12 protein-coding genes and 1 pseudogene are annotated in these 26,737 nt (G+C 58.8%); 11 read left to right on the forward strand and 2 right to left on the reverse strand.

Annotation, left to right across the window (positions count from 1 at the left end):
* Positions 1-204 precede the first annotated feature (204 nt).
* The 6 genes and pseudogenes from GA0061102_RS18020 to GA0061102_RS18045 form a co-directional block, all read left to right on the forward strand.
* Complete coding sequence (locus GA0061102_RS18020; RefSeq protein ID WP_092851712.1) at positions 205-888, forward strand: DUF746 domain-containing protein; 684 nt, start codon at positions 205-207, stop codon at positions 886-888.
* A gap of 283 nt (positions 889-1,171) precedes the next feature.
* Complete coding sequence (locus tag GA0061102_RS18025; protein ID WP_092851714.1) at positions 1,172-13,750, forward strand: two-partner secretion domain-containing protein; 12,579 nt, start codon at positions 1,172-1,174, stop codon at positions 13,748-13,750.
* Between the two features lie 8 nt (positions 13,751-13,758).
* On the forward strand, positions 13,759-14,160 hold the full coding sequence (locus GA0061102_RS18030) for a hypothetical protein (RefSeq protein WP_208858661.1): 402 nt from the start codon (positions 13,759-13,761) through the stop codon (positions 14,158-14,160).
* A 421-nt stretch (positions 14,161-14,581) separates the two neighbouring features.
* Positions 14,582-15,007 (forward strand): hypothetical protein, encoded by a 426-nt coding sequence (locus GA0061102_RS18035; protein WP_092851717.1) that lies wholly within the window; start codon positions 14,582-14,584, stop codon positions 15,005-15,007.
* A 404-nt stretch (positions 15,008-15,411) separates the two neighbouring features.
* Positions 15,412-16,032 carry a type IV toxin-antitoxin system AbiEi family antitoxin domain-containing protein gene (locus GA0061102_RS18040; protein ID WP_092851719.1) on the forward strand — a complete coding sequence of 207 codons (621 nt, stop codon included), beginning with the start codon at positions 15,412-15,414 and terminating at the stop codon, positions 16,030-16,032.
* Positions 16,025-16,639: pseudogene (locus GA0061102_RS18045) on the forward strand (nucleotidyl transferase AbiEii/AbiGii toxin family protein); the annotation flags it as partial. The gene GA0061102_RS18040 and the pseudogene GA0061102_RS18045, both read left to right, overlap by 8 nt.
* 145 nt (positions 16,640-16,784) lie before the next feature.
* On the opposite strand, the gene GA0061102_RS18050 reads toward GA0061102_RS18045, so the two are convergent.
* Complete coding sequence (locus GA0061102_RS18050; protein WP_092851820.1) at positions 16,785-17,012, reverse strand: conjugal transfer protein TraD; 228 nt, start codon at positions 17,010-17,012, stop codon at positions 16,785-16,787.
* Between the two features lie 49 nt (positions 17,013-17,061).
* Positions 17,062-17,286 (reverse strand): TraC family protein, encoded by a 225-nt coding sequence (locus tag GA0061102_RS18055; protein WP_092851721.1) that lies wholly within the window; start codon positions 17,284-17,286, stop codon positions 17,062-17,064.
* A 192-nt stretch (positions 17,287-17,478) separates the two neighbouring features.
* On the opposite strand from GA0061102_RS18055, the gene traA reads away from it, so the two are divergent.
* The 5 genes from traA (at position 17,479) to GA0061102_RS18090 (ending at position 26,732) form a co-directional block, all read left to right on the forward strand.
* A complete protein-coding gene (traA, locus tag GA0061102_RS18060) occupies positions 17,479-22,071 on the forward strand; it encodes a Ti-type conjugative transfer relaxase TraA (RefSeq protein ID WP_092851822.1) in 4,593 nt (1,530 codons plus the stop codon).
* A gap of 806 nt (positions 22,072-22,877) precedes the next feature.
* Positions 22,878-23,393: a helix-turn-helix domain-containing protein gene (locus tag GA0061102_RS18070; RefSeq protein WP_092851725.1), complete on the forward strand. Its 516-nt coding sequence runs from the start codon at positions 22,878-22,880 to the stop codon at positions 23,391-23,393.
* Positions 23,394-23,562: 169 nt separating this feature from the next.
* Complete coding sequence (locus GA0061102_RS33310; protein ID WP_092851729.1) at positions 23,563-23,922, forward strand: hypothetical protein; 360 nt, start codon at positions 23,563-23,565, stop codon at positions 23,920-23,922.
* A gap of 280 nt (positions 23,923-24,202) precedes the next feature.
* A complete protein-coding gene (gene galE, locus GA0061102_RS18085; RefSeq protein ID WP_092851731.1) occupies positions 24,203-25,186 on the forward strand; it encodes a UDP-glucose 4-epimerase GalE in 984 nt (327 codons plus the stop codon).
* On the forward strand, positions 25,164-26,732 hold the full coding sequence (locus tag GA0061102_RS18090; RefSeq protein ID WP_092851733.1) for an alkaline phosphatase family protein: 1,569 nt from the start codon (positions 25,164-25,166) through the stop codon (positions 26,730-26,732). The genes galE and GA0061102_RS18090 overlap by 23 nt, the downstream gene beginning before the upstream one ends.
* The last annotated feature ends 5 nt before the right edge of the window (positions 26,733-26,737 follow it).

Raw genomic sequence — 26,737 nt, forward strand, 5'->3', positions numbered from 1 at the left:
AAGTGACTGATTCTAAAGACAAACCTGTCGCCGCCGGAGCCGATAATGCTGCCAATTGTCGACGCCGTTCGCGAACAGATCGGTCACGGTGAACAATTTGATTGAGACCGCAGGTTTCGCCGGCTTCGTCGCCGGCCGTGAGCTTGAGGATATCCTCCCGGCCGGCGTGGACGCCATCATGACCGATCGATAGTATCGGAGACGATGACGATAGCCGCACCCCCGAAACGCACTTTTGACCCGATGATGCCGCGGATGGGGCACTATCGGCCAATTCCCGATACGGAAGACAAGGCCTTCAGTGGCTGGCTGCAAGGCCAGTTCGACGACTTGTTCTCATCGTCCGAAGCGCCGCCACGCTGCCCACATTGCCAAGGCGGCGAGACGGTGCTTGCCATGCGTGCGGCGCATCCAAAGCCAGTCTTGCCGGTGTTTCGCTGTGTTTCCTGCGACGTACATTTCCGGCGCACGACCGGTACGCCTATATCGAACTTGAAATTCCAGAACCTGGAGCAATTCATCCGGCTGTTATCGCAGCAACGGCCTGTCACCGAGGCGGCCGCCATCCTTGGCGTCAAGCCGGCGACAGTTACCCGCTGGATCAAGCGCACGCGGCAATGGATCCTCGAGCTCGATCCGGCGGGCCAGTGGGAATCAAGGGTTAGGCTCGGCATGGAGATCCGGCCCGATATTGCCTGCCCGCATTGCGGAGTCCCGGATCGCATGCATTATCGCGGCTTTGCTGCGGACACCGGTGACCGCCAGTGCCGTTGCGATGCCTGCGGGCATTTCTGTCGTCTGTCCGGCGTGCTGCGCGACCAAGAACCCGGTTTCGTGCTCGAACATCGCGTCGTGGTACGTCCGCCTTCCTCGCGCCGCAAGGCCTGAGGCATCTGCGACAAGGCATCCGGAAACTATCCGTGATGCGTGTTCTATCCCACTTTACCTATAGTCATTGGTGTAAAATTCACACACGCTTTACCAAATTTGCGCGAACTATCCAAAGTTTGCTCTCCATATCCGTGTAGTGAATTGACGTCTGCCACCAAGTCCATCAAGAAAAATCATCAATATGTGCCGCATGACGCGGCCTGGACGAGGCGAGAAGTAGGCTAGATGTTCCTGCGGGATCCGCGGACGTAGCCCGGCCTCAAAAGGGCGAGAGCGTAACATGGGCAAATATCCAAGGCAGGATTCTGGCAACGCCATTCATGGGCTCGTGCGCCTCGGACGCCAGTCGCTAGCCGTTACCCTCAGCACGCTTCTATTTCTGCAGCCGGCGATCGCCAATGCTCAGTCGGTCTCGGCAAGCACGACGGCACCCGCCGCCAATCAGCCAACTGTCGGCGCTGCGCCGAACGGTGTTCCGCTCGTGGATATCGTCACTCCGAACGGCGCTGGCCTGTCATATAATAAATACAACGACTTCAACGTCGGCACCCAGGGTCTGATCCTCAACAACTTCAAGGGCAATCAAGGTACCTCGAACCTCGGCGGGGTGACACCCGGCAATCCGAACCTCAATGCCTCGAACCCGGCTTCGGTGATTTTGAATGAGGTGACCAGCGGCAACCGTTCGGCGCTGAATGGTCCCACCGAAGTGTTTGGTGGCAGAGCTGATGTTATAGTAGCGAACCCTAATGGACTGACATGCAACGGCTGCGGCTTTATCAACACGCCGCATGCTACGTTGACCACCGGTGTTCCCAACATCGGCGCCGACGGTAGCCTGACCGGCTTCACCGTCAATGGTGGCGACGTTACCTTCGAAGGGGCAGGGGGGAACTTTGCGGCTGCCCCCGGCACGGTCGATCTGTTCGACGTCGTTGCCCGCAACATCCATGTCAATGCGCCGATCTATGGCAAGACCGTGCGACTGACGGGCGGCGCCAGCAAATATGATTATGCCACGGGCGACTCGACGGCGCTGACGGCAACGTCAGGCACGCCGGAATATGCGATCGATGGCACCGCGCTGGGCGCCATGCAGGCCGATCGCATCAAGGTGGTCGTCACGGAAAAGGGCGCCGGCGTTAAAATGAGCGGCGATATGGCCGCCAATGCCGGTGAGTTGTCGCTATCATCAGATGGCAAGATCTCGATCGGCAATGCTTCTGGGCGGGATGGCGCCACCATCACCTCGAAACAGAAGGTCACGGCAGCCAAGGTCACCTCGCAACAGAAACTCGCTGTCCGAGCTGACCAGGGCGTCACCCTGCAGACGGTCGCAGCCCTTAGCGACATTGTTCTGGCGAGCGGCGCTGGTCTCTTGAGCGTGTCGGGCGATGTCAACAGCGGTACGACCGTACAGATGAGCTCCGACGGCGGGATTGCTGTCGGAAGCGTGACGGCTGGCAATGGTGCGGCAACGCTTGTCGCCACCTCTGGCGATATCGCGATTGCCGGTGCTGCCAATAGCATCGGTGACCTCAGTCTGACAGCGACCTCCGGCTCGATCTCGGCCGCCTCGCTGCAGGGCAGCCAGAATATCGCCTTGAACGCCGCTCTCGATATTGCCGTTGCCGGCAATGTGCAGGGGCAGGGCAACGTCAATGCCACCGGCCGGTCGATCTCAGCCGGCAAGGTCATCTCCGGCATCAATATCGCCGCAACTAGCGCCGATCCAAACGGCAATGTCGTGCTTGGTTCGGCGGGCAGCCTCGGCTTGACCGCCACTGGCGGCAATATCACGACGGGTGACCTGCTGTCGGCCGGCTCCTTCAGTGCCAGCTCCAGCGGTAGCATGAGCGCTGGCAGCATCCAGTCGGCCGGTGATCTGGCGGTGACCGCAGCGTCGCTCAATGCGAGCGGCATTACCGCCCATGGAGCGCTTACGGTCAATACGGCAGGCGGTGGTGTTAACGTCAGCGGCCAGGTTCTGGCTGCGACCAACGTCCTGATCTCGGGTTCTACCCTTCAGGCCGGCGCCATTGCCGCTGGCGTCGACTTTGCGGCCACCGCTGCCAACGGCGGCGGTATTGTCCTCGGTTCGTCAGGCACGCTCGGTTTGACCGCCACGGCGGGCAATATCGTTGTCGATAAGTTGCTGTCGGCAGGCGACCTGACTGCTCAGGCCACCCTGTTGCAGGCAAATAACATCACGAGCCATGGTGCCGTCGGTATCACCGGCGGCGTCAATGTCGCAAACCAATTGCTCAGCGCTGGCAATATCACCATCAACGGCAACGCCAATGGCGTCAGCGCCGGTCTTCTTGCCTCCGGCGTCGACTTCGCTGCGACCAACGCGGCCGGCGGCAATATCGTGCTGGCGAGTGGCGGCGATTTGACCATCGACGACAGCGCTGGCGCCATCCAGGCTGGGACCGTGTTTGCAGCTGGTACGATCAATGCCACCGGCCGGGCCGTCACTGCCGACACGATCACCGGCCACAAGAATATCACTCTTTCCGGCGTGGTCGATGGCGTGGTTGTTACCAGCCAGGGACTGGGAGGCGGTGACGTCTCTCTTTCCGGTTCGAGCATTAAGGCAGGGACCCTCGTCTCCGGTGTCGACTTCGCCAGGACTGCTGCCGCCAATGGCAGCATCGTGTTGGCTGGCAGTGGCGATTTGAACCTTACTTCGTCCGGCAACATCAATGCCGCTACGCTGCTGTCTGCCGGCAATCTCAGCTCTGCCGGCGTCGCTGTCACTGCGGACAGCATGGCCGCCCATGGCGACATGACGCTCGGGGGCGCGATCAGCGTCACGGAACAGATCCTCGGGTCTGGCAACGTCTCGATTACCGGCCAGAGCTTGTCAGCCCAGACGGTCGTTGCTGGCATTGACTTCGATGCAACCAATAGGGCAGGGGGCAATATCGCCCTTGGCCAATCTGGCGACCTGACCGTGTCGGTCAATGGCGCCGTGGCGGCGCCAACCATGCAGGCGGCAGGTGTCATCGATGTCAGCGGTATGTCCGTCGCCGCAGGTTCGGTCACGGGCCACAAGGGTATTACTCTTTCCGGTGCCACCACGGTCAGCGGTCAAATTCTGGGCGGCGGCGCTATCGGCATCTCCGGGCCAGGCATCAAAGCCGGCACGATCGTTTCCGGCGTCGATTTCGCCAGGACCGCTGCTGCCAACGGAAACATCATCCAGGCGACAAGCGGTGACCTGACGCTTGCGTCGACGGGATCCATTGACGTCGGTACGTTGCTGTCGGCCGGGGCACTTTCAGCAAATGGCACGACGGTAACCTCCAATGCGATGACCGCTCATGGCGACATGACGCTTGGTGGCGCGATTAGCGTCACGGATCAGATCCTCGCATCTGGTAACATATCCATCACCGGCCAGAGCCTGAAGGCGCAAACCCTTGTCGCCGGCATCGATTTCGATGCCACCAATGCGGCGGGTGGCAACATCGTGCTTGGCCACGCGGGTGATCTGAAAGTATCGGTTGGTGGTGGCGTTGCGGCCTCGACGATGCAGGCTGCCGGCGCCGTCAACGCCGGCGGTGCGACCATTACCGCCGACGCCATCACTGGTCACAAGGATATCACGCTTTCCGGAGCCGCAGTCGGAGGCGTGACTGTCCGCAACCAGGTGCTTGGCGGCGGCAATGTTGCCATCTCGGGCTCCGACATCAAGGCTGGCGCGATCGTTTCCGGCGTGGATTTCGCCAGAACCGCCGCTGCCAACGGCAATATCGTACTCGCCAGCAGCGGCGATCTGACGCTGGCCTCCGCCGGCAATATCGACACTGGTACGTTGCTGTCGGCTGGCGCGCTTTCGACCAGCGGCGCGGCCGTGAACGCGGATGCCGTCACAGCGCACGGCGATGTGACGCTTAATGGCGCGACTACGGTCACCGGTCAGATCCTCGGCGCCGGCAACGTGTCGATCACTGGTCAGAGCCTGTCGGCCCAAACGATTGTCGCCGGCATCGACTTTGCTGCCACCAATGCGGCCGGCGGCAATATCGTTCTCGGCCAGACCGCGACGATTGCAGGCAATCGCGCTGGGGATTTGACGACCCAGCTCAGTGGTGGGCTCTCCGCATCGACGCTTCAGGCCGCTGGCGGCATCAACGTCAATGCCGCTACCGTGACCGCCGATACCGTCACCGGCCACAGGGATATCGCGCTCGCCGGTGCGACAACCGTCAATGGCCAAGTCCTTGGCGGTAGAAATATCAGCGTTTCAGGCCCGAGCATAGCAGCCGGGGCAATCGTCTCCGGTGTCGACTTCGCTGGAACCGCTGCCGCCAACGGCAATATCGTCCAGACGTCGAGCGGCGATATCTCGCTAACCTCGACCGGTAATCTCACTGTTGGCACGCTATTGTCGGCGGGTGGGCTTGCCGCACAGGCGATGGATCTAACGGCAAGCAACATTACCAGCCATGGCAAGACCGATCTGAAGGCCAGCGGTACGGCCGCAAGCGGCCGCGTGAATGTGAGCGGCCAAGTGTTATCGGCCAGTGATCTCAACATCGACGGCGCCAGCCTCAACGCCGGTCTCCTGATCTCCGGTGTCGATTTCGCGGCGACCAATGCGAGCGGCGGCAACATCGTCCTCGGCCCGTCGGGCGCCATGAACCTTACCGTTGCTGGCAACGCCACAGCCGGCACGCTCCTGTCGGCCAGCGATTTCACGGCGAATGCCGCCAATCTGCAGGCAAGCAGCATCACCAGCCACGGCAAAGTCGGTGTTGTCGGTAACGTCGATGTCAGCAACCAGATTCTTGCCGCCGGTGACCTCACGATTAGTGGCGGCAGCATCAGCGCGCCGACGCTGATCACCGGCGTCGACTTTGCTGCCACCAATGCGGCTGGCGGCAATATCGTGCTGGCTTCGTCGGGAGCCATGAATCTGACGGCTTCCGGCAATATCACGGCTGGAACGATCCTGTCCGCCGGGGACATCACGGCGAATGCGGCTGATCTCATTGCCGACAGCATCACCGCTCATGGCAATGCAGGCATTGTCGGCAATGTCGATGTCAGCAACCAGATCATTGCCGCTGGCAATCTCACGGTTAGCGGCGGTCACATCAACGCGCCGACGCTGATCTCCGGCATCGATTTCGCGGCCACCAATGCCGCGGGCGGCGGTATTGTGCTCGGAACTGCCGCGACGATTGCAGGCAATCGCGCCGGCGATATAAATCTGACCGCGTCTGCCGGCATAGCCACGCGGACCATGCTGTCGGCCGGCAATATCGACGCCAGTGGCGCTGCGATCACAGCCAACGCCGTGACCGGGCATGGCGACATCACCCTTGCCGGCAGCAACAGCGTCAATGTGTCGGGTCAGCTTCTCGGTGCCGGCGACGTCCTGCTCTCCGGTTCGACTGTCCAACTGGGTCAAGCCGTTACCGGCGTCGACTTCGCCGCCACCGCGCAATCGGCCAACGGCGCCATCGCTCTCGGATCAAGCGGCGACCTGACCATCAACGCCGGAAGTGCGTCGGCCAGCACGTTGATTGTCGCCGGCGGCCTCAATGTGGCGGCGAGCGCGTTTACCGGCGGCAACATCACGGGCCACGGTGCGGTCGCAATCGGTTCGTCCACCAGTCCCGGCACAGTCAAGATCAATGGCCAGCTCCTTGGTGCCAGCAATGTCTCACTCATCGGATCTGCCGTCAGCGGTAACGTCATCGCCGCCGGTGTCGATTTTTCGGCGATGGACCAATCGGGCGCCGGTAACGTCATTCTAGGCCAGGCTGGCGACCTGACGCTCACAGCCACTGCAGGTGACATCTCTTTTAACAGCCTGCTTGCTGCTGGGACCATCACGGCCAACGCGGCGAACAATGTCAGCGCCAATGCCGTCGCCCATGGCGACCTGACCATTGGCGCCGGTAACGCGATCACGCTCAGCGGCCAATCGCTCGGCACTGGCAACGTCAACCTCAACGCCCGCTCGATCACCATCGACACGCTGGTCTCCGGCGTCGACTTTGCCGCCACCAATGCGTCATCCAATGGCAGCCTGATGCTGCGGCGCGCCGGCGCAATGACACTTGCCGCCTCCAACGGCAGCCTCAGCGCCAACGCATTGCTTTCGGGCGGCAATCTTGCCGCCACGGCGACGCAGAATATCAGCTATAACAGCCTGCAAAGCCTGGGCAATGCCGCGCTGACCAGCCCAGGCGCCATTGCCTATACCAGCACCACCCGCGTCGGCGGCAATCTGACGCTCAACACCGGTGCACTCGATCTGTCCGGCAGCAGAGGCAGCCGGATGGCCGGCGGTGGCACGCTGATCGTCAACGCCGCCTCCGCCAATCTTGCGGGCAGCAATCTTGTCTTCGGTGGCCTGACCCTCAATCTGTCGGGCAACGCCGATCTTTCGAACGCGCAGGTCAGCACTGTTACCAATGCCGGCGGCTCCGGCGATATCAGCATATCCGCGGCAGGTCTTACCACGACGGCTGCCACCGCGCTGCTTGCGGCGCACGACCTGACGCTGAACCTGCCGTCGCTCGGCAATATCGGGCAGCTGGCGGCCGGCAACAACCTTGCCCTCAACATCGCAGGCGATTTCTACAACAGCCCGTCCGGCCTCGTCTTTGCCGGCAATAACGCCAACCTCTTCGTCGGCGGCACGCTCACCAACGATCAGGGCGCTATCCTATCCGGCAATGGCCTTACCATCGCCGGGCCGGGCGGCGGTCAGAGAAACGGTGCCGTCGTCAATTCCGCCGGTCTCATTCAGTCGGGCGGCAGTTTGTCGATCCTGACCAATGGCCTGAGCAACGTCACGACCTCGGCTCCGGCAATCCAGCGCAATGTGCAGATCTCCAACGCCATCCTCAGCGCCTACGACGTGATCACCAGGACTTACCGCTGCGAGACCCGCTGCAACGGCTCGGGGGATCATGATCCCCCGACATATACCTGGATACAAGCCGTCGATCATCTGGTCAGCCAGATCGTTTCGCAGGATCAGTTGATCAGTGGGGCTGGCGCTTCCGCGCAGATCCGTGCGGGCGGAGACCTGACCATCAATGCGACCAACCTGTGGAATTCCTACAGCTCGATCAAGTCCGACGGCAACATGTTGCTCACCGTCGCAGGCACGCTCACCAATGACGGCGCAACGCTGAACCGCGTCACCCAGACGATCTGCGACAGCAGTACTCCATGCCAATACTACCCAGACGTCGTCTCCTCCGACCCGACTCAAGGCGGGCTGGATTGCAGCGGCCCCAATCGCCCCTGCATCGGTAGCAATGACCCGGCGCTCACCTATGCGCCGAATCCTAATGGCACACGCGATCCCTCGCGGGATCTGAACCCCGGCTCCACGGTCGGCGTGCAGGTGGTCGGCGCCATCTCGGGCGTTATTCAGGCGCACGGAAGCCAGACCATCAATGGCGGCGGTGCGATCAACAATGTCGCGTCCAACGGTTCGATCAACGGTGGCGTTGTGATTGACGCGCCGGCGACGGCAAACAATCCACTTGGCGCCCTCAACAGCATGACGGCTGGCGGTGCTTTGTTCAATGTCAGTGCGGTGCTTTCAAGCGTAGCAGCCAATGGTGGCGCCAACGCGAATAGCGGCCCGTCGCTTACCGGAAACGGTTCGACGCTCGGTTCAGGTCCAACAATCGGCGGCAACAATCTGAGGGCGGTCGGTGCTTCGGTCACCAGCAACGGTTTAACAGCTGCCACCGGTCCTTCGATCGGTGCGAATGCACTGACGACGGGCACCACGTCGGTTAATCCGAATAGCCTGATAGGCAAGCTCACCGCTGCGATCGGCAATAGCGGCAATCTCACTCAGATCCTGCAGACGAACGGTGCTCAGCTCGCCTCGCTTGCCAAGCCGCAATCGGGCGGCGTCGGCGGCACGGTCCCAGGGCAGGTCTTCCTGTTCGAAACACGGGCTGCCTTCCTCGACGTGTCGAAGTTCTATGGTTCGGCTTATTTTATAGACCGGGTTGGCTACACGCCTGAGACCAAGGTTCCCTTCCTCGGCGACGCCTATTTCGACAACCAGCTCATCGACGAGCAGATGCGGCAACTGGTTGGCAACGGCCTTGGAGCCGGTTCCTTCGTTCCCGGTGATAACGCCACCGACCAGATGAAGACGTTGCTCGACAATGGCGTCGCTTACGCCGAGGCGCATGGCCTTGGTCTCGGACAGCCGCTGACGCCCGAGCAGGCCGCGTCGCTGACGCAGTCGATGGTCATCTACCAGACCGAGATCGTCGACGGCGCGCCGGTGCTGGTGCCGGTCGTCTATCTCTCGGCGGCCGATCGCGCCAAAACCACGTCCGCGGCCACCATCGCCGGCAACACCGTCAGCATCGATGCCGGGAGTGTCGACAATTCCGGCGCGATTGCCGCCGCCGACGGCATGACCATCAACGCGGGCAGCATCAAGGCCAATGGCGGCGCTTTCCTTGCCGGCGGCAACATGAATCTCAATGCCGAGAACGGCATCACGCTTGCCGCCCAGACCATGAACATCGGCGGGCAAACCGTCGTTGCCGCCAATGGCGGCGTCACGGCCGGCGGCAATCTGAAGATGGATGCCGGCGCCGGCAGCCTGACGCTGAGCGGCACCAAGGTCGCCGCCGGCGGCAGCGCGCAGCTCTCCGGCCAGACCATAACGCTCGGCGCCGTCAAGCAGGAGAATGGCGGTGTCCAGACGCTTTCCGGCACCACCGTAACCACGGGCGGCAATCTCAGCATCGCCGGCACCAACGGCGTCAACATCATCGCCAGCTCCGCCAAGGTCGGTGGCGACCTGTCCGTTCTCACCGCGAACGGCTCGGTCAACATCATCTCCGCCGGCGTCGACAATACCGTTCTCAGCAAGGACCGGCTGAACCTTTCCCTGGGCGGCACGGTCACGACCACGACCAGCCAGATCCAGCAGGGCTCGTCGCTCATCGCCGGCGGCGCCATGCTGATATCGGGCAATCAGGGTGTGCTGATCGGTGGCTCGTCGCTTGCGGCTGGCGGCAATCTCGGCATCGTCTCGACGAATGGCAATATCGCGATCACGGCCTCGCAGGACCAGACCACGAGCCAATCGAAGACGATTGCCGGTGCCGCCAATGGCTACAAAGGCGGCCAGTCGTCCTCGACCGCCGTTACCAATAACGCGTCCTCCATTACCTCGCAAAACGGTGGTGTGACGGTTCAGGCGGATTCTGGAAATATCAGTGTCATCGGTTCCGATATTGCCGCCGAGGGTGGCGCGGCCAATCTCGTCGCCAAGCGCGATGTCACCATCGGCGAAGCGACTGACAGCGCATCGTCGTCCGGCAGCAGCGGCAAGACGAAGCACAGCGAGGCGACGACCACGGCAGAAGGGTCGTCGATTTCGGGCCAGACGGGCGTCAATATCGCGTCGACAGGCGGTAACGTCACGATCTCTGCCTCTGATGTCACCGCCGGTGATGCGACCCACTCGGCTAATGCCAATATCAGCGCTGCCGGCAACATCGTCATCGCCTCTGGCAAGGACACCGACGAAACCACCTCCGACAGCAAGAAGAGCGGTTTCCTGTCTTCCTCGAAGACCCATACGCATACCTACGACGAGGACACGGTCGGCTCCTCGATCTCGGCATCTGGCAACGTCAACGTCGCCGCCGGCAATGAGACCGTCGTCTCCGGTTCCAGCATTGCCGCCGGCAACAATCTCTCCTTGTCCGGCTCGACCGTCACGGTCATGGGTGCCGAGGAAGAGCATGAGAGCGACAAGCAGACCAAGAAGTCCGGCATCGGCGTTGGGTCCGGCGGTGGCTTTATCTCGATCTATGGCAGCCACAGCAAGACGATCAGCGAAAGCTCGACCGATAATGTCGGCTCGACGCTTTCCGCCGCCAATGGCAACGTCACGCTCAACGCGACCAAGGGTGATCTCAACATCATCGGCTCGTCGATCGCCGCTACCAATGGCGACGTGAACGGAACAGCGGCTGGCGACATCAACATCCTCCCCGGCCATGAGAGCGACCAATCCTCGAAGAGCGACAAGCGCTCCGGCTTCGGCATCCAGGTCTCGACCAATGGTGGCGGTGCCTCGATCGGCATCGGCGTCGGGCGCTTTACCGATCAAGTTAACCAGAGTGCCGAGACGAATGCGGTATCCACTATCAAGGCTGGCGGAGATATCACGCTTAAGGCAGGCGATACGTTCAACGATCAAGCAGGTCAGATCGCCGCCGGCGGTGGCGTCACCATCCGGGGCGAGAACGGCATCAACATTCTCTCTGGCAATGACATTACCAACTTCGATGAGGTGGCCACCAGCTTCTTTGCCGGCGTCAGTGTCGGGGTTTCCTCAAGCTTCGTCGGCGCTGGCCAGAGCATCGAGAACCTCGCCTCCAAGCTCGGCAAAGTCACGGACGGCTATTCGGCGGCCAATGTCGCCTTTGCCGGCATGCAGGCCTACGATGCGCTCTCCAGCCTCAAGGATGGCATCAATGCGGGTAACCTCGCCTCCGTCTCACTGACGGCCGGCTTTACCTACTCGAAGAACGAGACCTCGGTTTCGACCTCGACACCAGTGCTGCCGACGATCTCAGGCAGATCGGTCGATATCTCGACAAATGGAGACTTCACCAGCCGAGGCTTGCAGATCTCGGCGATCGCCAATCCGGATCATGCTGCCGACCCATTGAATGGCAGCGTGCTGATCTCCGCGAACAATATCGACATGGCCGGCGCGCAGGCGACATCCAATGCCTCGTCGAGCAGTCAGTCGGCAGGCGCCAGCATCGGCGTGTCGGTCGGCGTCGGCATGGGCGGGGCGACTGGCATCACGCCGACAGCGAGCGTCTCGGCTGGTCAATCGAAGTCGTCGAGCTCGTCGACGACGCAGGTGATCTCCACCGTCAGCGCCACGAACAACATCACCTTCGTCTCGAAGGGCGACACGACGCTCAACAACACCGTCTTCTCTGCCGATACGATCGACGGCAAGGTCGGCGGCAATCTCAATATCGTCTCGACGCCGAACACCGGCAGCCAGTCGAACAGCTCAGCTTCGCTCGGCTTCTCCTTTACCGGTCCGACGATCGGCAGGAGCGACGACGGCTCGCCGCTACTGACCACAGCCAACGCCAGCTCTGCGCTTTCCGGCCTCACGCTAGGCGGCGTACAGCCGGGCTTCGGCTCGGGCAAAGGCTCGACAAACTGGATCGACACACCGGCAGGCCTCTATTCGCAGGGTGCCCAAACCATCACTGTTGGCGGCAATACCAATCTTGCCGCATCCGGGCTGATCTCGACTGACGGCCAGGTCAATCTCGATACCGGCACGCTCACCTGGTCCGACTTTGTCGGCACGCAGAAATACCAAGGCTTTGAGGTCAATGCCGATATCGACCTTTATTCCGGCAAGGATGCCAACGGAAAGATCAAGAACAATTCGAGCGCCAGCGGCAAATACCAGCTCGACGATGTCGAGCAGTCGGTCAAGGCGACGATCTCGAGCGGTGGCGGGGGTGCTGGCAACATCACTGTCCGCAATCCCGAACAGCAGGCCTCGCTCGAGCAAAGCGGCGCGACCCGGCCGGTGGATGCTATCAATACAGATCCAGCCCAGCAGAATGTCATCACCAAGGACAAGCATATCGATCTCGAGCCTTATGTCTCCGTCCAAAGCCTTCAGGCGGCGGTGATCGCCGGGCAGACGGTTGTTCAAGCAATCGGCAATGCGATCACCAGAATGACGGCAGCTGGTGTGTTGACACCTCAGGATTCAAAAGCTGCCGTCGCGCTCGCCGCCTATGCCAATGACCCTAAGGTGCTGGCGCAGCTCGCCAGCTGCGGAGCAAATCACAGCGAAAACGAATATCACTTCTTCGATTGGCTGATTACACCGGCTTACGCCGATGCAGTTTCCTGCTCGATCACTACGGCTTCCGGAACCTATTGGATTACCCCGGACGGTGCATGGAACTGCTATACGCTATTCCGGAATTCTACCGGCGCTGTTCTCGGAGACACTGCCGCGGCCACGGCGGCACTGGCTTCGATCATGGTGCTTTTGACACCAGGAACGGCAGGGCAGGCGATCAACACCTCCAGGACGCTCGATGACGGAACCGTCGTCCAAATTACGGGCCAGGCATCCGAGGTCCGACGTGTTGCGACGATCACGACACCCGACAATGCGACGATGTCGGTCGTCCTTAACTGCTATTCGACGAGCTGCGATCTTGTTTCCGGCATCTATAACGGCACAGCCATGCTGCCTGGCCTGCTCTCGACCGTTGCCGACCAGTTGTCTCACGACGGCAAGATGGACGTCGTATATAATCAGAAGAGCCCTGGCATGGGCCACAATGGCGGACCTGCGCTTGACGATGCAGGTGTGAACGGCGATCAGCCCAACGGTGGTGATGGCGGCGGGCCGCAAGTTGTAATCGTACCACCTGGCACCGGCAATAATTCCTCTCAAAGCGGTGCTACAAACGCACCTTCTGCAATACAACAGGCGACCAACCTCTTCTCGTCGAACGCGACCGGTACGCTGAACATCGGTGGTGCAACATTTACCGAGGCACCCAACGCAGGGAATGCGGCAATATTCTCCGGCGCGACGGATGCTCAAGTTCAGCAATATTTCATGGAGCTCGCCGGCGCAACGCAACTCCCTGCCGCGAGGGTAATCCCCGGTAAAGGAACCCTATACGTGGTGAACACACCCAATGGCAATTTCACCCTGCGAGACTTTTCTTCTTCTTCGGGACAAACCGGGCCAGCGTGGACTATTGATATACCAAAGGGAGCTGTAGGTACTACTTACAATCCGGAGATCAAGTTTATCAAGTGAGGATGGCGGTGGAACCAATCGAACATATTGATGAAATCGTGAGGGATGCATTCGGGCTTTGGATCACGGGCTTGTTTAGTGCGATCAATTCGTGGAATCCCAACTTATCATTTGATGAGCATAGGGAGGCCTTCTTCTGGTTGATCGAACATCTACTGCGAGCAGGAAAGATCAAATTCATAGCCCCGGGAGCTGATTGCTATGCGTCGCCCCAGAATCCGTATCCAAGGCTTACGATTCAAGACGAAGAAGCACAGTGGCACGAGGCGCCAGAGTCAATTGTTGCATACCTGCGCGCCCAATGGCCGCAGAGTGCGTCCGATGAAAGCGATTTGGATTTGCTGACCTACTTCTACAGCATCCCAGGAATTATTTGGATAGGGGAAAATGGAGTGCTTGTAGCATCATAGGTGCGAATCTGACCCCGTCGGCTCGAAGCTGGGATTTAGCCCAACTCGCAGAACGAATAAGGAAACTATGTTCAAATTAAATCTTCGCATCTGGGGTCAGAAGATTTAGCTCTTCCGGCGCGATGATGACGGACGTACCGCGACACGGTGCTCGAGCATGAAATCAGGTCCCTGCTCGTGGAGCAGGTCGGACAGACGGCAGTGATATCCACAGGCGTGGCACCGGCACCTGCGCTCGCCTGTGTCGGCATCAAAACCGCGATAATGCATGCGATCGACCGCTCCACAGTGCGGACAAGTGATCTCGGGACGGACTACGGCGAACCCCGATTGGGGCAACGGCGGAGCCCCACAATTCTTTATACCAAGCTACAAGGATTCGCTGGTGCCGCTGTTTTCCATTCCATTCAAGGATTAGATAATGGTTTGCAACATTGACAGGAGTAACGGTTCAATTCTCTTGGTAGAGGGTCGAGTGCTCGCTCGAAACGAACGGCTTTCTCAGGTTCTCGGGATGGGACTTACGGTATGGAATGATTTGGTGGTCGATACCGGCTGGCGACATATTTCGATTAAGGATGTTTGCATGCTGGGAAGGCCGGCTGCGGCAAGGTTAAGCTTTTTCAGAGAAGAATTAAAAAAATTTTCCTTCATACTGCTCGATCGAGACGGAGCTGAACCCGATCAAGTGCAACGGCACTATGACGAGATCTTGATGGCTGAGTTTGGCAATCCGCAGGAAAGGTACCCCCATGGGATGATGGCCTACATTTTTCCGTGGGGCCGTATCGAAACAGCATTTGATCTGCACAACAATCAGTGGAGTATATTGCTGAGTTGGACCTGACATTCCATTGATCCAGCCCCAAATAACGGAATCGAGTTTCTGATTTGCCGATGGCGCCTACATGATCTCGAATTGTAAGCAAACCTGTCGATAGTGGTCGGCAATGACAACATCACTGGGGCAGTCACTGCTTCGATATCCAAGCGCAATTCTTTCAATTTTCGGATACAAATGAACATGCGCAAAACCGCAACATAGTTCCATAAGATTGATTACCCGCCTTATGTAGCCTAAGCGATTGTTTTCATTAGATTAGTTCGCTTGAAGGATCACGAGTTCATATCTCTTCAAGAGCAAGTGTTTATTATCGGCTGACGACTTCGCCAATCGGCGGCTTTCTTGGGTCCAAGGATTGTGATACAAATCCTCGGATAATAGATTCTATGCTCCGAGTTTTCGTATCAATGCCGGCTTCCGTCACGCAACGCCAAATCGCCCGAACCGTGCTCGCTGAACGCGGGATAGCACGTCTCGCGGAACTGCGGAATGCAGGCGTGACGGCGGCGACCATGAGCCGAATGGAACGGAATGGTGAGGTCGTGCGGCTTGCCCGCGGTCTTTATCAACTTCCCGATGCAGAACTCGATGCCAACCATAGCCTGGCGGAGATTGCCAAACGCGCCCCGAAAGCCATTATCTGCCTTGTTTCGGCCCTCGCTTTCCACGGCTTGACGGATCAACTTCCGAGACAAATCTGGCTTGCCATAGGCCGCAAAGACTGGGCTCCGCAACCGGAAGGCCCTGCTACTATGCGCATCGTGCGTTTCACAGACTGCTTTCTCAACGAAAGCGTCGAGACCCATGTCGTTGAAGGCGTTCCGGTGAAGGTTTTTGGAATCGCCAAGACGATTGCCGATTGCTTTCGCTATCGCAACAAGATTGGCCTATCCGTGGCGATAGAGGGGCTGCAGGAGACGCTGCGGCAACGAAGGGCTACTCCTGGCGAAATCGCTGACCAAGCCGAGCGCGGTGGTGTTGGCACCGTAATCCGTCCGTATCTCGAGGCACTGACCGCCAATGGCTAAGGAAATCAGAAATCTTGGAGCCTCGGTGCGCGCTCGCCTTTTGCAACTCGCCAAGGCAAACGGGCAGAGTTTTGATCTGATCCTGACGCGCTTCGCCCTTGAACGGTTGCTGTTCCGGCTCAGCCAGTCACCCCATGCGGGCCGTTTCGTGCTGAAGGGCGCGATGCTGATGATGAGTTGGTTTGACGATCTGCACCGCGGCACGCGCGACCTTGACCTTTTGGGGTTTGGCAATCCTGAACCAGAACCGATGCTCGAGACCTTTCGGGAGATTTTGGCGCAAGAGGCTGACGATGCCGTCACGTTCGACGCAGAAACCCTCCGCGTGGATCGCATTCGCGAGGGACTGGAATATGGTGGGCTCAGGTTACGGGTGGTCGCTTCTATCAGCGGCGCCCGGATTACCCTGACGATCGACATCGGATTTGGCGATGCGCTCGAGCCTGGTGCGGAGATGCTAGATTATCCTTCCATGCTTGGTTTTCCGATGCCCCGACTCCGAGCCTATGCGCGAGAAACGGTCATCGCCGAGAAGTTCCAGGCGATGGTCATGCTGGGGCGTGCAAACAGTCGGATGAAGGACTTCTACGATATCTGGATGTTGAGTTGCGTGAAGGTTCAACCCGGTTTTGCGTTTCGTCATGACCCAACCCCGTCTTCGAACCATCGATCTTTTCAAGGAATTAGATCCGTCCAGAAGGGTTAGAGCAAAATTGTAATCAGGGGTCAAGATCTCGCCAAACTCGACACCGTCATGTTAGATCTTTGCTTTCTGAATTGGTCATGCGTGCGTCGGTCCGGAATGCTTCCATTCCAATCTCACGTAGGTGGTGATATTGCGCCGTATCTGACGGAATCCGGCTTGCCTCGATCAGGGCGCCGAGTAGGAATGCGCGATCGGCTTTTCTTAAGCCAGCCTTGATGATCAATCCGCCGAAGATGATCTTGTCACGTGTTTCGCGCTTGCGATAGTTCGTCATGTCGCGTTGCTGCCTTCGTTCGAGAAGCATAATCCGCTGATCCAGCCTCTTAAGTGGATTCGCCGGTCGCCCTTTTTTCGCCATCGCGAAATCGCGCCGTGATCTGGGCGAGGACGTCGTCGAGCTCGTCGTCGGAAATGTCCAGCTCGGCGAGACCGGCCCTCAGTGCCGCGCTAGCGAAACGTTCATTGGCCTTGGCGACTACGTTTTTGCGTTTCTCCCTGAGCAGCTCGATCTGTGTGTCGATCTCGGAGACCGTGGTTCTTGCACGCATGTCTGTCCTTTCTTCCATCAGGGTCGACTTCGATTGCATCTTTTATACTGATTTAAATACGGTAGTCAAACTGGGTCGAGTAATGTAGAAAAATGGAATGCACGCATGAAAATTGGCCTCGTCCGAGGTCTTTTCGCCAAATACCTCGATATTTGCTGCAGTGCCGGCGAGCCCGATAGAAGGGAGTCAAATTTGGCTATTATGTTTTTGAGAGCGAAATTGATCAGCCGCGGAGCGGGACAGAGCATCGTCTCAGCCGCTGCATATCGTCATCGCACCAAGATGATGGACGAGCAGGTGGGTACTAAGTTCCACTACTCCGCAGGGGCGGACGAACTCATTCATGAGGAACTCGCTCTGCCTGACGATACACCGGCATGGTTGCGAATTGTGATCGACGGACGATCGGTTGCCGGCGCCAGCGAAGCGCTTTGGAATGCCGTCGATTGTTTTGAGACTCGGCGTGATGCACAATTGGCCCGCGAGATCATCCTTGCGCTTCCAAACGAGCTCAGCAGGAAGGATAATGTCGCACTGGTGCGCGACTTCGTTCGCGAGAACCTGGTGTCGCGCGGGATGGTGGCCGACTGGGTTTATCACGACAAGAAGGGTAATCCGCACGTCCACGTCATGACCACGCTGCGTCCACTGACGGCGGAAGGATTCGGCCTGAAGCACGTCGCTGTCATTGACAACAGTGGTGAACCGTTGCGCCTCAAAACCCCCGACAAGCCGAAAGGAAGAATCATTTACCGTCGGTGGGCGGGCAACAAGGCGACGATGGAGGAGTGGAAACTTGCCTGGGCTGAAACGGTAACGCACCATCTGGCACTTGCCGGTCACGATATCCGTATAGACGGCCGCTCCTACGAGGAGCAGGGGTTGCGGGGAATGGGGCAGCGCCATCTCGGTCCAGCCCGTACCGCGCGTCTACGCAGAGGAGCCGATGTTTATTTCGCCCCGGCAGCATTGGCGCAGCGTTACGAGAGGGCGGATCGTCTCGCCGCCGACCCCGGCCTACTGCTTAGGCAACTCAGCAACGAGCGCTCGACTTTCGATGAAACCGAGATCGCCCGCGCCCTGCATCGCCATGTTGATGATCCAATCGTTTTTGCCAATATCCGCGCGAAGCTGATGGCGTCGGATGATTTGGTGATACTGCGGCCACAGCAGATGAGTGCGGAAACCGGTGGGGTCGAGCTGCCGGCGATCTTCACTACGCGCGCGATGATCAAGACCGAATTCCATATGGCGCGGTCGGCATTCAACCTCTCGAATATCGGTGGCTTCGCGGTATCGTCATCCCAAGTTGATGCTGCGATAGTTGAGATTGAGGCAACGCAAGACAAGGCCATTCGCCTCGACGCTGAGCAGGTCGACGCGGTTCGGCATATCACTGCCGATGATGCTATCACTGCGGTCGTTGGCCCTGCCGGCACCGGCAAATCGACATTGCTGAGTGTGGCCCGCATCGCTTGGGAAGGAGAAGGCAGACGCGTCCTCGGAGCAGCATTAGCCGGCAAGGCGGCGGAGGCATTGCATGGTAGCTCGGGGATCCGCTCACGAACGATTGCCGCTTGGGAGCTTGCCTGGAAGCACGGATATGACCCGTTGCAGAAGGGAGACGTGTTGGTTCTAGACGAAGCTGGTATGGTATCGTCGGAACAGATGATGCTTCTTCTCAAACGCATCGAGGATGCCGGCGCGAAAGTGGTTCTTGTGGGCGATGCGATGCAACTTCAGCCGATCCAGGCGGGAGCTTCCTTCCGTGCCATCGTCGAGCGCATCGGCTTTGCTGAATTGGTTGGCGTTCGCCGCCAGAGACACGGATGGGCGCGAGATGCATCTCGTCTGTTCGCCCGCGGAAAGGTTGAGGAAGCCTTGAGTGTCTACAGCGCCCACGGCCATCTCCTCGAAAGTGACACGCGGAGCGATGCGGTTCAACGGATCGTCTCCGATTGGGCCAACGCTCGCATTGATGCCATAGCCAAGGCGGAGGTTGAGGGTCGTAAGCTGCGTGGCGACGAGTTGATGGTTCTCGCCCACACCAATAGCGATGTGATGCGCCTCAACGACGCAATCCGTGCGGTTATGTTGCACCAGGATGCGCTTGGGGAGGGTAGGTCGTTTCGCACCGAGCGCGGCAGACGTGAGTTCTCCGTGGGCGACCGGATCATCTTTCTGGAAAATGCGCGCTTCGTCGAACCGAGGGCCCCTCATCTAACCGTTCAGCATGTCAAGAACGGCATGTTTGGAACGGTGATATCGACAACGGATCGAGGTGGGGAACCATTCCTTTTCGTTCGGTTGGATAATGGTCGGGATGTCATGTTCGCGGAAGATACTTATCGCAATGTTGACCATGGCTACGCCGCAACGATTCACAAGACCCAAGGATCGACCTTCGACCGCGCTTTTGTGCTGGCAACCGGGACGATGGACCGACACCTGACCTATGTTGCCATGACGCGTCATCGCGAGCGTGTCGATCTTTATGCGGCACTGGAAGATTTTCAGCCAAAGCTGGAATGGGGCAAGACGGCACGCGTCGAACATGCCGCCGGTATCACCGGCGAGCTTGTTGAAACCGGTCTCGCGAAGTTTCGCAAGCAGGACGACGTGGGTCCTTCTCCTTATGTTGACGTCAAAACGGACGATGGAACCACGCATCGACTTTGGGGCGTCAATCTGCCCAAGGCGCTTGAGGATGCCGGCGTGGGGGTCGGCGATACCGCGACCCTGCGCAAGGATGGAACTGAAAAAGTTACCGTCAAAGTGCCTGTCATTGATGAGGAAACGGGCGCGAAGCGCTTTGAGGATCGTGTTGTCGAACGCAATATCTGGACAGCGGATTCAATTCAAAACGCCGAGGATCGGATGGAGCAGGTTGCCGCCAAACATCACGGACCAGCGCTCTTCGCGCAATTAGTCGAACGGCTGTCGCGCTCCGGCGAAAAGACGACGACGCTCGATTTCGAAAATGAGGCGTCTTATCGATCCGTGGCTTTCGACTTCGCACGGCTGCGCGGCATCGACACTATCGCGGATTATAGTCACGCCGTCGAAGCACAGGCTGGGCGTCTATCCAATTGGCTTGCCGAACAACGCGATCATCTAGCGCGGCTCTGGCAGCGGGCGAACGTCGCCTTCGGCACCACGATCGAAACTTCGGGTCGAAACACCGCCATCAACGCAACCCAGGATAAAGGCGCGTTGCTCGCTCCGGTCGCGGATGCTTCCGATCTACTGCCCGCAGTGAAATTCATTTCCCCATCGATTGCGGAAGATGCGCGTCTCGCCCAACTCGCATCTCCTCAATGGAAGGAACGAGAAGCGATCCTGCGTTCGCTGCTTGAGCGAATCTATCGTGAGCCAGATAGAGCGCTTTCCCGTCTGAACGAACAATCATGGAACCTCGCGCTGGAACCAGGCATCATGGCGGACCGGTTGTCACGCTCTCCGCAAAGCCTAGGTGCGTTGCATGGCAGCAACAAGCTGATCGACCGCCGCGGTGACCGAGCGAAGAGGGCCGCCGCCTTGGCGGCGGTGCCCGAATTGGCGGTTCTTGCACGGGCGCACGCAACTGAATTTCGTAAGCAGGCGGATTGGTTCGACGGTCGCGAACGAAGGCGTCGGTCGTCCATGGAGGTCACGGTGCCAGGCCTTTCCGACAGAGCGAGAGGGCGGCTCGCAGAGGTCGAAGCGATCCGACAGAAGGGTGGGCAGGAAGCATACCGCACAGCATTTCGCCTTGCCGCGGAGGATCGCTTCGTCGTTCAGGAGATCAATGCGGTGAGTGAAGCCCTGAGCCGCCGGTTCGGATGGGATGCATTTACGGAAAAGACTGATCAGTTCGCCGAGCGCGATATCGCGATGGGCATGCCGGAAGCGATTGGGAAGGAAAAGCGGACCGAGTTGATCGCGATATTTGCTGCTGTCAAACGCTTCGCTGCCGAGCTCGCTGAGCAACGGCAGACTTTCATGATCGCCGCGGCCACCTCCGACAACCTCAACACCATACCTGCGATGTTGCCGGCGGTCACGAAATTCAAGGCGAGCCTCGATGAGGAGGCGCGGATGCGCGTGAGCGAGGCTGAGCATTACAAACTGGCAAGAGCAACACTCGCTGCCACCGCGTCCGTGATCTGGCGCGACCCCGCAGCCGCCGTGGCGACGATCGAAGATCTGGTGCGCAAGCAGATCAATCCTGAGCGTATTGCGCGTGCCGTTGCCACAGAACCAACTGCCTATGGCGCCCTGCGCGGTAGCGGCAGGATGATGGATAGGCTGCTCGCCGGTGGTCGCGAGCGCAGGAAAGCGCTGCAGGCGGTTGAGGCAGTTAGTGCTGATATTCACTCTCTCGGTCGATATTACTTGAGCGCTTTTGAGAACGAAAAATCGGCGGTCATGATTGAGCGGGAGCGGATGGCAGTACCTATTCCAGCGTTGACGAGAATTGCCCAGTCTGAGCTGCGACACATCACGTCCGAGACGGAGAGGAACCCGCGTGATCTGACCCGACTCGTCCGCTCGCTACCAACGGATGTCCGGCAGGAATTTGCCTTTGTCAGTAAGGCACTTGATGCTCGCTTCGGACCGGGTGCAATTTCACGCAACGAGGCTGGTGTTACCAACATGGTCTCAAAGTCTCAGCAATCGGCCTTCAAAGCCATCCTTGGGCAAATGCGTACAGTCCAGCGTGCCGTCGCGATAGACAGGGCAGAAGAGATTATTGCCGAGCGTCAACGTCGAACAATCAGCCGTGTCCGCGGTGTTGATCGCTGAGAATATCCGGAAATGTCAAAGGGAAACGACAGGCTGATATCCGGATCTGGCGATCGGAGTTGGTCGACGGGGCGATTTGTTTCACCACCTGTCGGCAGCGCTATCTTGATTGCCGGAGGGCAATTGTTCGCACAATATCATCATATCTCGCCAAAAAAGCGAAAGTGCTACACATGTCTCCGGCACAAAACGTCACCGATCTCTCAGGCCGGACATCAATTGACAGTGTACGTCAAAATAGATTTGCCAACTAACATGCTAGCGGCAGAAAAGTATGTGGACACGCCCTGACCGCTAATGAGATTGACTGGGTCTAGTGCTGATCATCATCAGCGTCAGCGCGTAGTCTTACACCAAGCCCCCCTTGAATCATTTCGCCTTCATTTTGAAAAATGACCCCCGCGGCCTCTAAGGTTAGCTTCAGGAGCCGAAGATTGCTTTCCCGCATATCGCCGCCTTTCTCGAATGCACGTATCGAAACCGCGCTTATAGCGGTTTGCTTAGCGAGGTCGTTCTGAGTCCAGTTCAATAGCGCCCTGGCAGCGCGGCATTGAGGTGGCTTGAGCATAAACTTTCTTTTTTCGAAAGTTGGATATTGAAAACAAAAGTTACCTATAGTACTGTTATATAACTTATCTTTCGCGAAGCGCCGTGGCAACAAACAGCGCGTGCGTCGAGGGTAGCCTATGAAATTGTGCCTGCTCTCCAGCTTCGTAGTGGTGTCCGAGAAGCCGCCCTTCGGTAGTCAACAGCAACAAAGATGTGGATTGTCCGGCTGGTGATGAGTACAACGGAGAAATCCATCCATGCATGAGCGAGTGACGAAAGCATTGGCCGGACGCCCGCAACGGCAATCCTTTCGGGGCAGGGATACCTATACTCCATCGATCCACCCGATCGACCGTCATGTCGGCCAGCAGCTTCGGATCATCCGGATACATTCGAACCTGTCGCAGACCGAGCTCGGCCATAAGGTGGATTTGAGCTATCAGCAAATCCAGAAATATGAGAGCGGCAAGAACCGCATGAGTGCCTCGGTGCTCTACGAGATCGCCAACTGTCTGAACGTTCCGGTCTCGCGCTTCTACGACGGTCTGCCGCAGACGGGATCAGAGCCGGTGAACGGTGGTTTGCCTGAGGTAGACGAGCGCATCGCTTACCTGGCAACAAGCGAAGGCCGCCGTTTCGTCGAGGAGATTCTGCAGCTTCCACCGCGGCTGAGGACCCGAACCTTTGCTCTGATTAAAGTCCTAGTGGGCGATGACGACGATATGGTGGCGCAAGGAGACCTTACAGACGGGGAAACGATTGATTGTCGGTGAGGAAGAAAATCAAGTTTGCGATCAACCTGGATTGCACACCACATCTCAACAATCCGGCTGAGGTTCTTTTTGCGCCCGTCGGCTATTCCGGACGCGGCATGCCGACCGCAACCGCGCTCGGCGAAGTGCTGTGCGAAGCAGGTTGCGGAATGGCGGCTTGGGATCTGCCATGGAAATTTCGGATCTGAAAAGTCTTTCAAATGCTCCTCTTTTTGTCCTCTCTCGTGCCGTTGTTGCGCGGGCCTATCAATCGTCTCCGCTCCCACTGACGCTGAGCGGCCGAAATCAAGGTATCATTCCCATGCAGAAGACCGACTTCTATATCGACGGCGCCTGGGTTCAGGCCGCACGGTGTCATCCCTATGATATCATCTCACCATCGGACGGAACGCCTTCCGCGACCATTTCGGTGGGGAGCGCCGATAATGTCGGCAGGACAGTCGCGGTGGCCCGTAGTGCCTTCGAAGCCTGGAGCGAGATGATCGGTGGTAAGATTACTCAAACCACTCAACCCGCCGATATCCGATGAGTATGATTTGGCACGGACATGCGGCCCGGGTCAGTTTTTGGATAAAGCACTGACAACATTAAACGAATCGACATTTCTTTTAGGGTCCTAATCAGCGCCGACCAGGAACTCATCTAAAATTATTGTTCGCGGGAGATTGAGAGAGCTTACACCCCGGTGCTGCTTCACACCCTAAGTCATTTTCCAACCTTGCAACTCGTCTAGAGATCTCTAACTCTACACCTCGGATCAAGCACGATCCGACATGCTTCGGGCAGTACATCGTTGAGAAGGGATGACTATGGCAGTGGAAACGGTTCTTGTGGTCGGGGGCGCCGGCTATATCGGCTCGCACACATGTCTGGATCTGGCGAACAAGGGTTTTCAGCCCGTTGTATATGACAATTTTTCCAACGGCCATCGCGAATTCGTCAAATGGGGTCCGGTCGAGGAAGGCGATATCCGCGATCGGGCGCGTCTCGACGAGGTGCTGGCCAAATACAAGCCCGCCGCCATCCTGCATTTCGCCGCATTGATCGAAGTGGGTGAATCGGTCAAGGATCCCGTCTCCTTCTATGAGAACAACGTCATCGGCACGCTGACCTTGCTTTCGGCAGCCCAGGCGGCCGGCGTGAAGGCCTTCGTCTTTTCCTCGACTTGTGCGACCTATGGTCTGCCGCAGAGCGTGCCGCTCGACGAAAGCCATCGACAGGTGCCGATCAACCCATACGGTCGCACGAAATACATCGTCGAGCAGGCGCTCGCCGATTATGACCAATACAAAGGGCTGCGCTCGGTCGTGCTGCGGTATTTCAACGCTGCCGGCGCCGATTTCGAGGGCCGTATCGGCGAGTGGCATAAGCCGGAAACCCATGCCATCCCGCTCGCCATCGATGCAGCCCTCGGTCGTCGCGAGGGCTTCAAGGTCTTCGGCAGCGATTATGATACCCGCGATGGGACCTGCGTGCGCGATTACATCCATGTGCTCGATCTTGCCGATGCCCATGTCCGCGCCGTGGAATATCTGCTGCGCGGCGGAGACACCGTCGCCCTCAATCTCGGTACGGGTACCGGTACGACGGTGAAGGAATTGCTGGGAACGATCGAGGCGGTTTCGAACCGGCCGTTCCCGGTCGAATATGTCGGCCGCCGCGAGGGCGATTCGACGACGCTCGTCGCCAACAACGACAAGGCCCGCGATATCCTCGGCTGGTCGCCACAATATGATCTGACCGAGATCATCCAATCCGCGTGGAACTGGCATGCCAAATCCAACCAGCACTGAGCATTCCTCCTTTGCTGGCGTTGGAGGCAAGCGCCCAAATGTGCTGTTGATTTCGGCTGACCAATGGCGGGGGGATTGCCTCTCCGCCGTCGGTCATGAATGCGTGAAGACGCCGAATGTCGATGCGCTGGCGCGGGAAGGCGTCCTGTTCCGCCGGCATTATGCGGGTGCGGCACCCTGTTCGCCGGCGCGGGCGACGCTCTATACCGGCCTCTATCAGATGAACCATCGCGTTTGCCGCAACGGATCGCCGCTGGATGCGCGTTTCGACAATATCGCGCTTGCGGCACGTCGGGCCGGCTATGATCCGACGCTGTTCGGCTATACGGACACCGCGCCCGATCCGCGCGGCCGCGATCCGCACGATCCGCATCTGACGACCTATGAAGGCGTCCTGCCGGGCTTTACCGCACGGCAGCTGCTGCCCGAACATGAAAAGCAGTGGTTATCCTGGCTGCGGTCGCGCGGCCATGCCGATGCCGTCAGTCGCGATATCCATATTCCGGTCGGCGCGGCGCCCGGCGAGATTTCCAACAATGCGCCGGCCTACTCTAAGGACGAGACGCAGACGGCCTTTCTGGCCGGCGAATTCATTCGCTGGCTCGGCGAGCAGGACGCACCCTGGTTTGCACATGTTTCGTTTCTGAGGCCCCATCCGCCATTCTCGGTGCCAGAGCCGTACAATCGCATGTTCTCCGCGGCCGATGGCCCTGCCTTCGCCCGCGCCGTTGATCGAGAGACTGAAACGGCGACGCATCCATTGCTTGCCTTCGCGTTGCCGCAGATCGGCAAGAGTGGCTTCATGTATGGCGGCAAAGGCTCCATCAACGAGTGGACGTCGCAAGATTTTTCAGCGATCCGCGCCGTCTACTACGGCATGATTGCCGAAGTCGACGCGCAGCTCGGGCGGATCTGGCAGGCGTTGAAGGATGCCTGTGCCTGGGACGACACGGTCATCGTCTTCACCTCGGATCATGCGGAAATGATGGGCGATCACTGGATGCTCGGCAAGGGCGGTTTCCATGACGGCAGCTATCATGTTCCGCTTGTCATTCGCGATCCGTGCCAGCCCGCCACGAATGGCCGACAGGTGGAGCATTTTACTAGCTCTGCGGATATTTTTCCGAGCCTGTGCGACCGGCTTGGGATCGCCCCGGCAAACCATGTCGATGGCGAAAGCCTTCTGCCGTTCCTGTCCGATTCCGAGCCGGCTAACTGGCGCGAGGTGGCATTCTGGGAGTTCGATTTCCGCGATGTTGCCAACGAAAGTCCCGAGCGGCATTTCGGCCTGAAATCCAATGCCTGCAACCTCGCCGTCATCCGCGACGAACGGTTCAAATATGTCCATTTCGCCGGTCTTCCGCCACTACTGTTCGATCTGGCGAAAGATCCGATGGAGCTTTCAAACGTCGCGAATGATGGTGCTTATACGTCGACCCGGCTCGCCTATGCGGAAAAACTGCTTTCTTTGCGGGCTGAGCATCTGGACCAGACGCTTGCCTATTTCGAACTGACTGAAGATGGGCCGGTTTCGCGCCGGCCCTGATCCGT

Source organism: Martinezella miluonensis, assembly GCF_900094545.1.
In the GTDB taxonomy this organism is placed as follows: Bacteria; Pseudomonadota; Alphaproteobacteria; order Rhizobiales; family Rhizobiaceae; genus Rhizobium; species Rhizobium miluonense.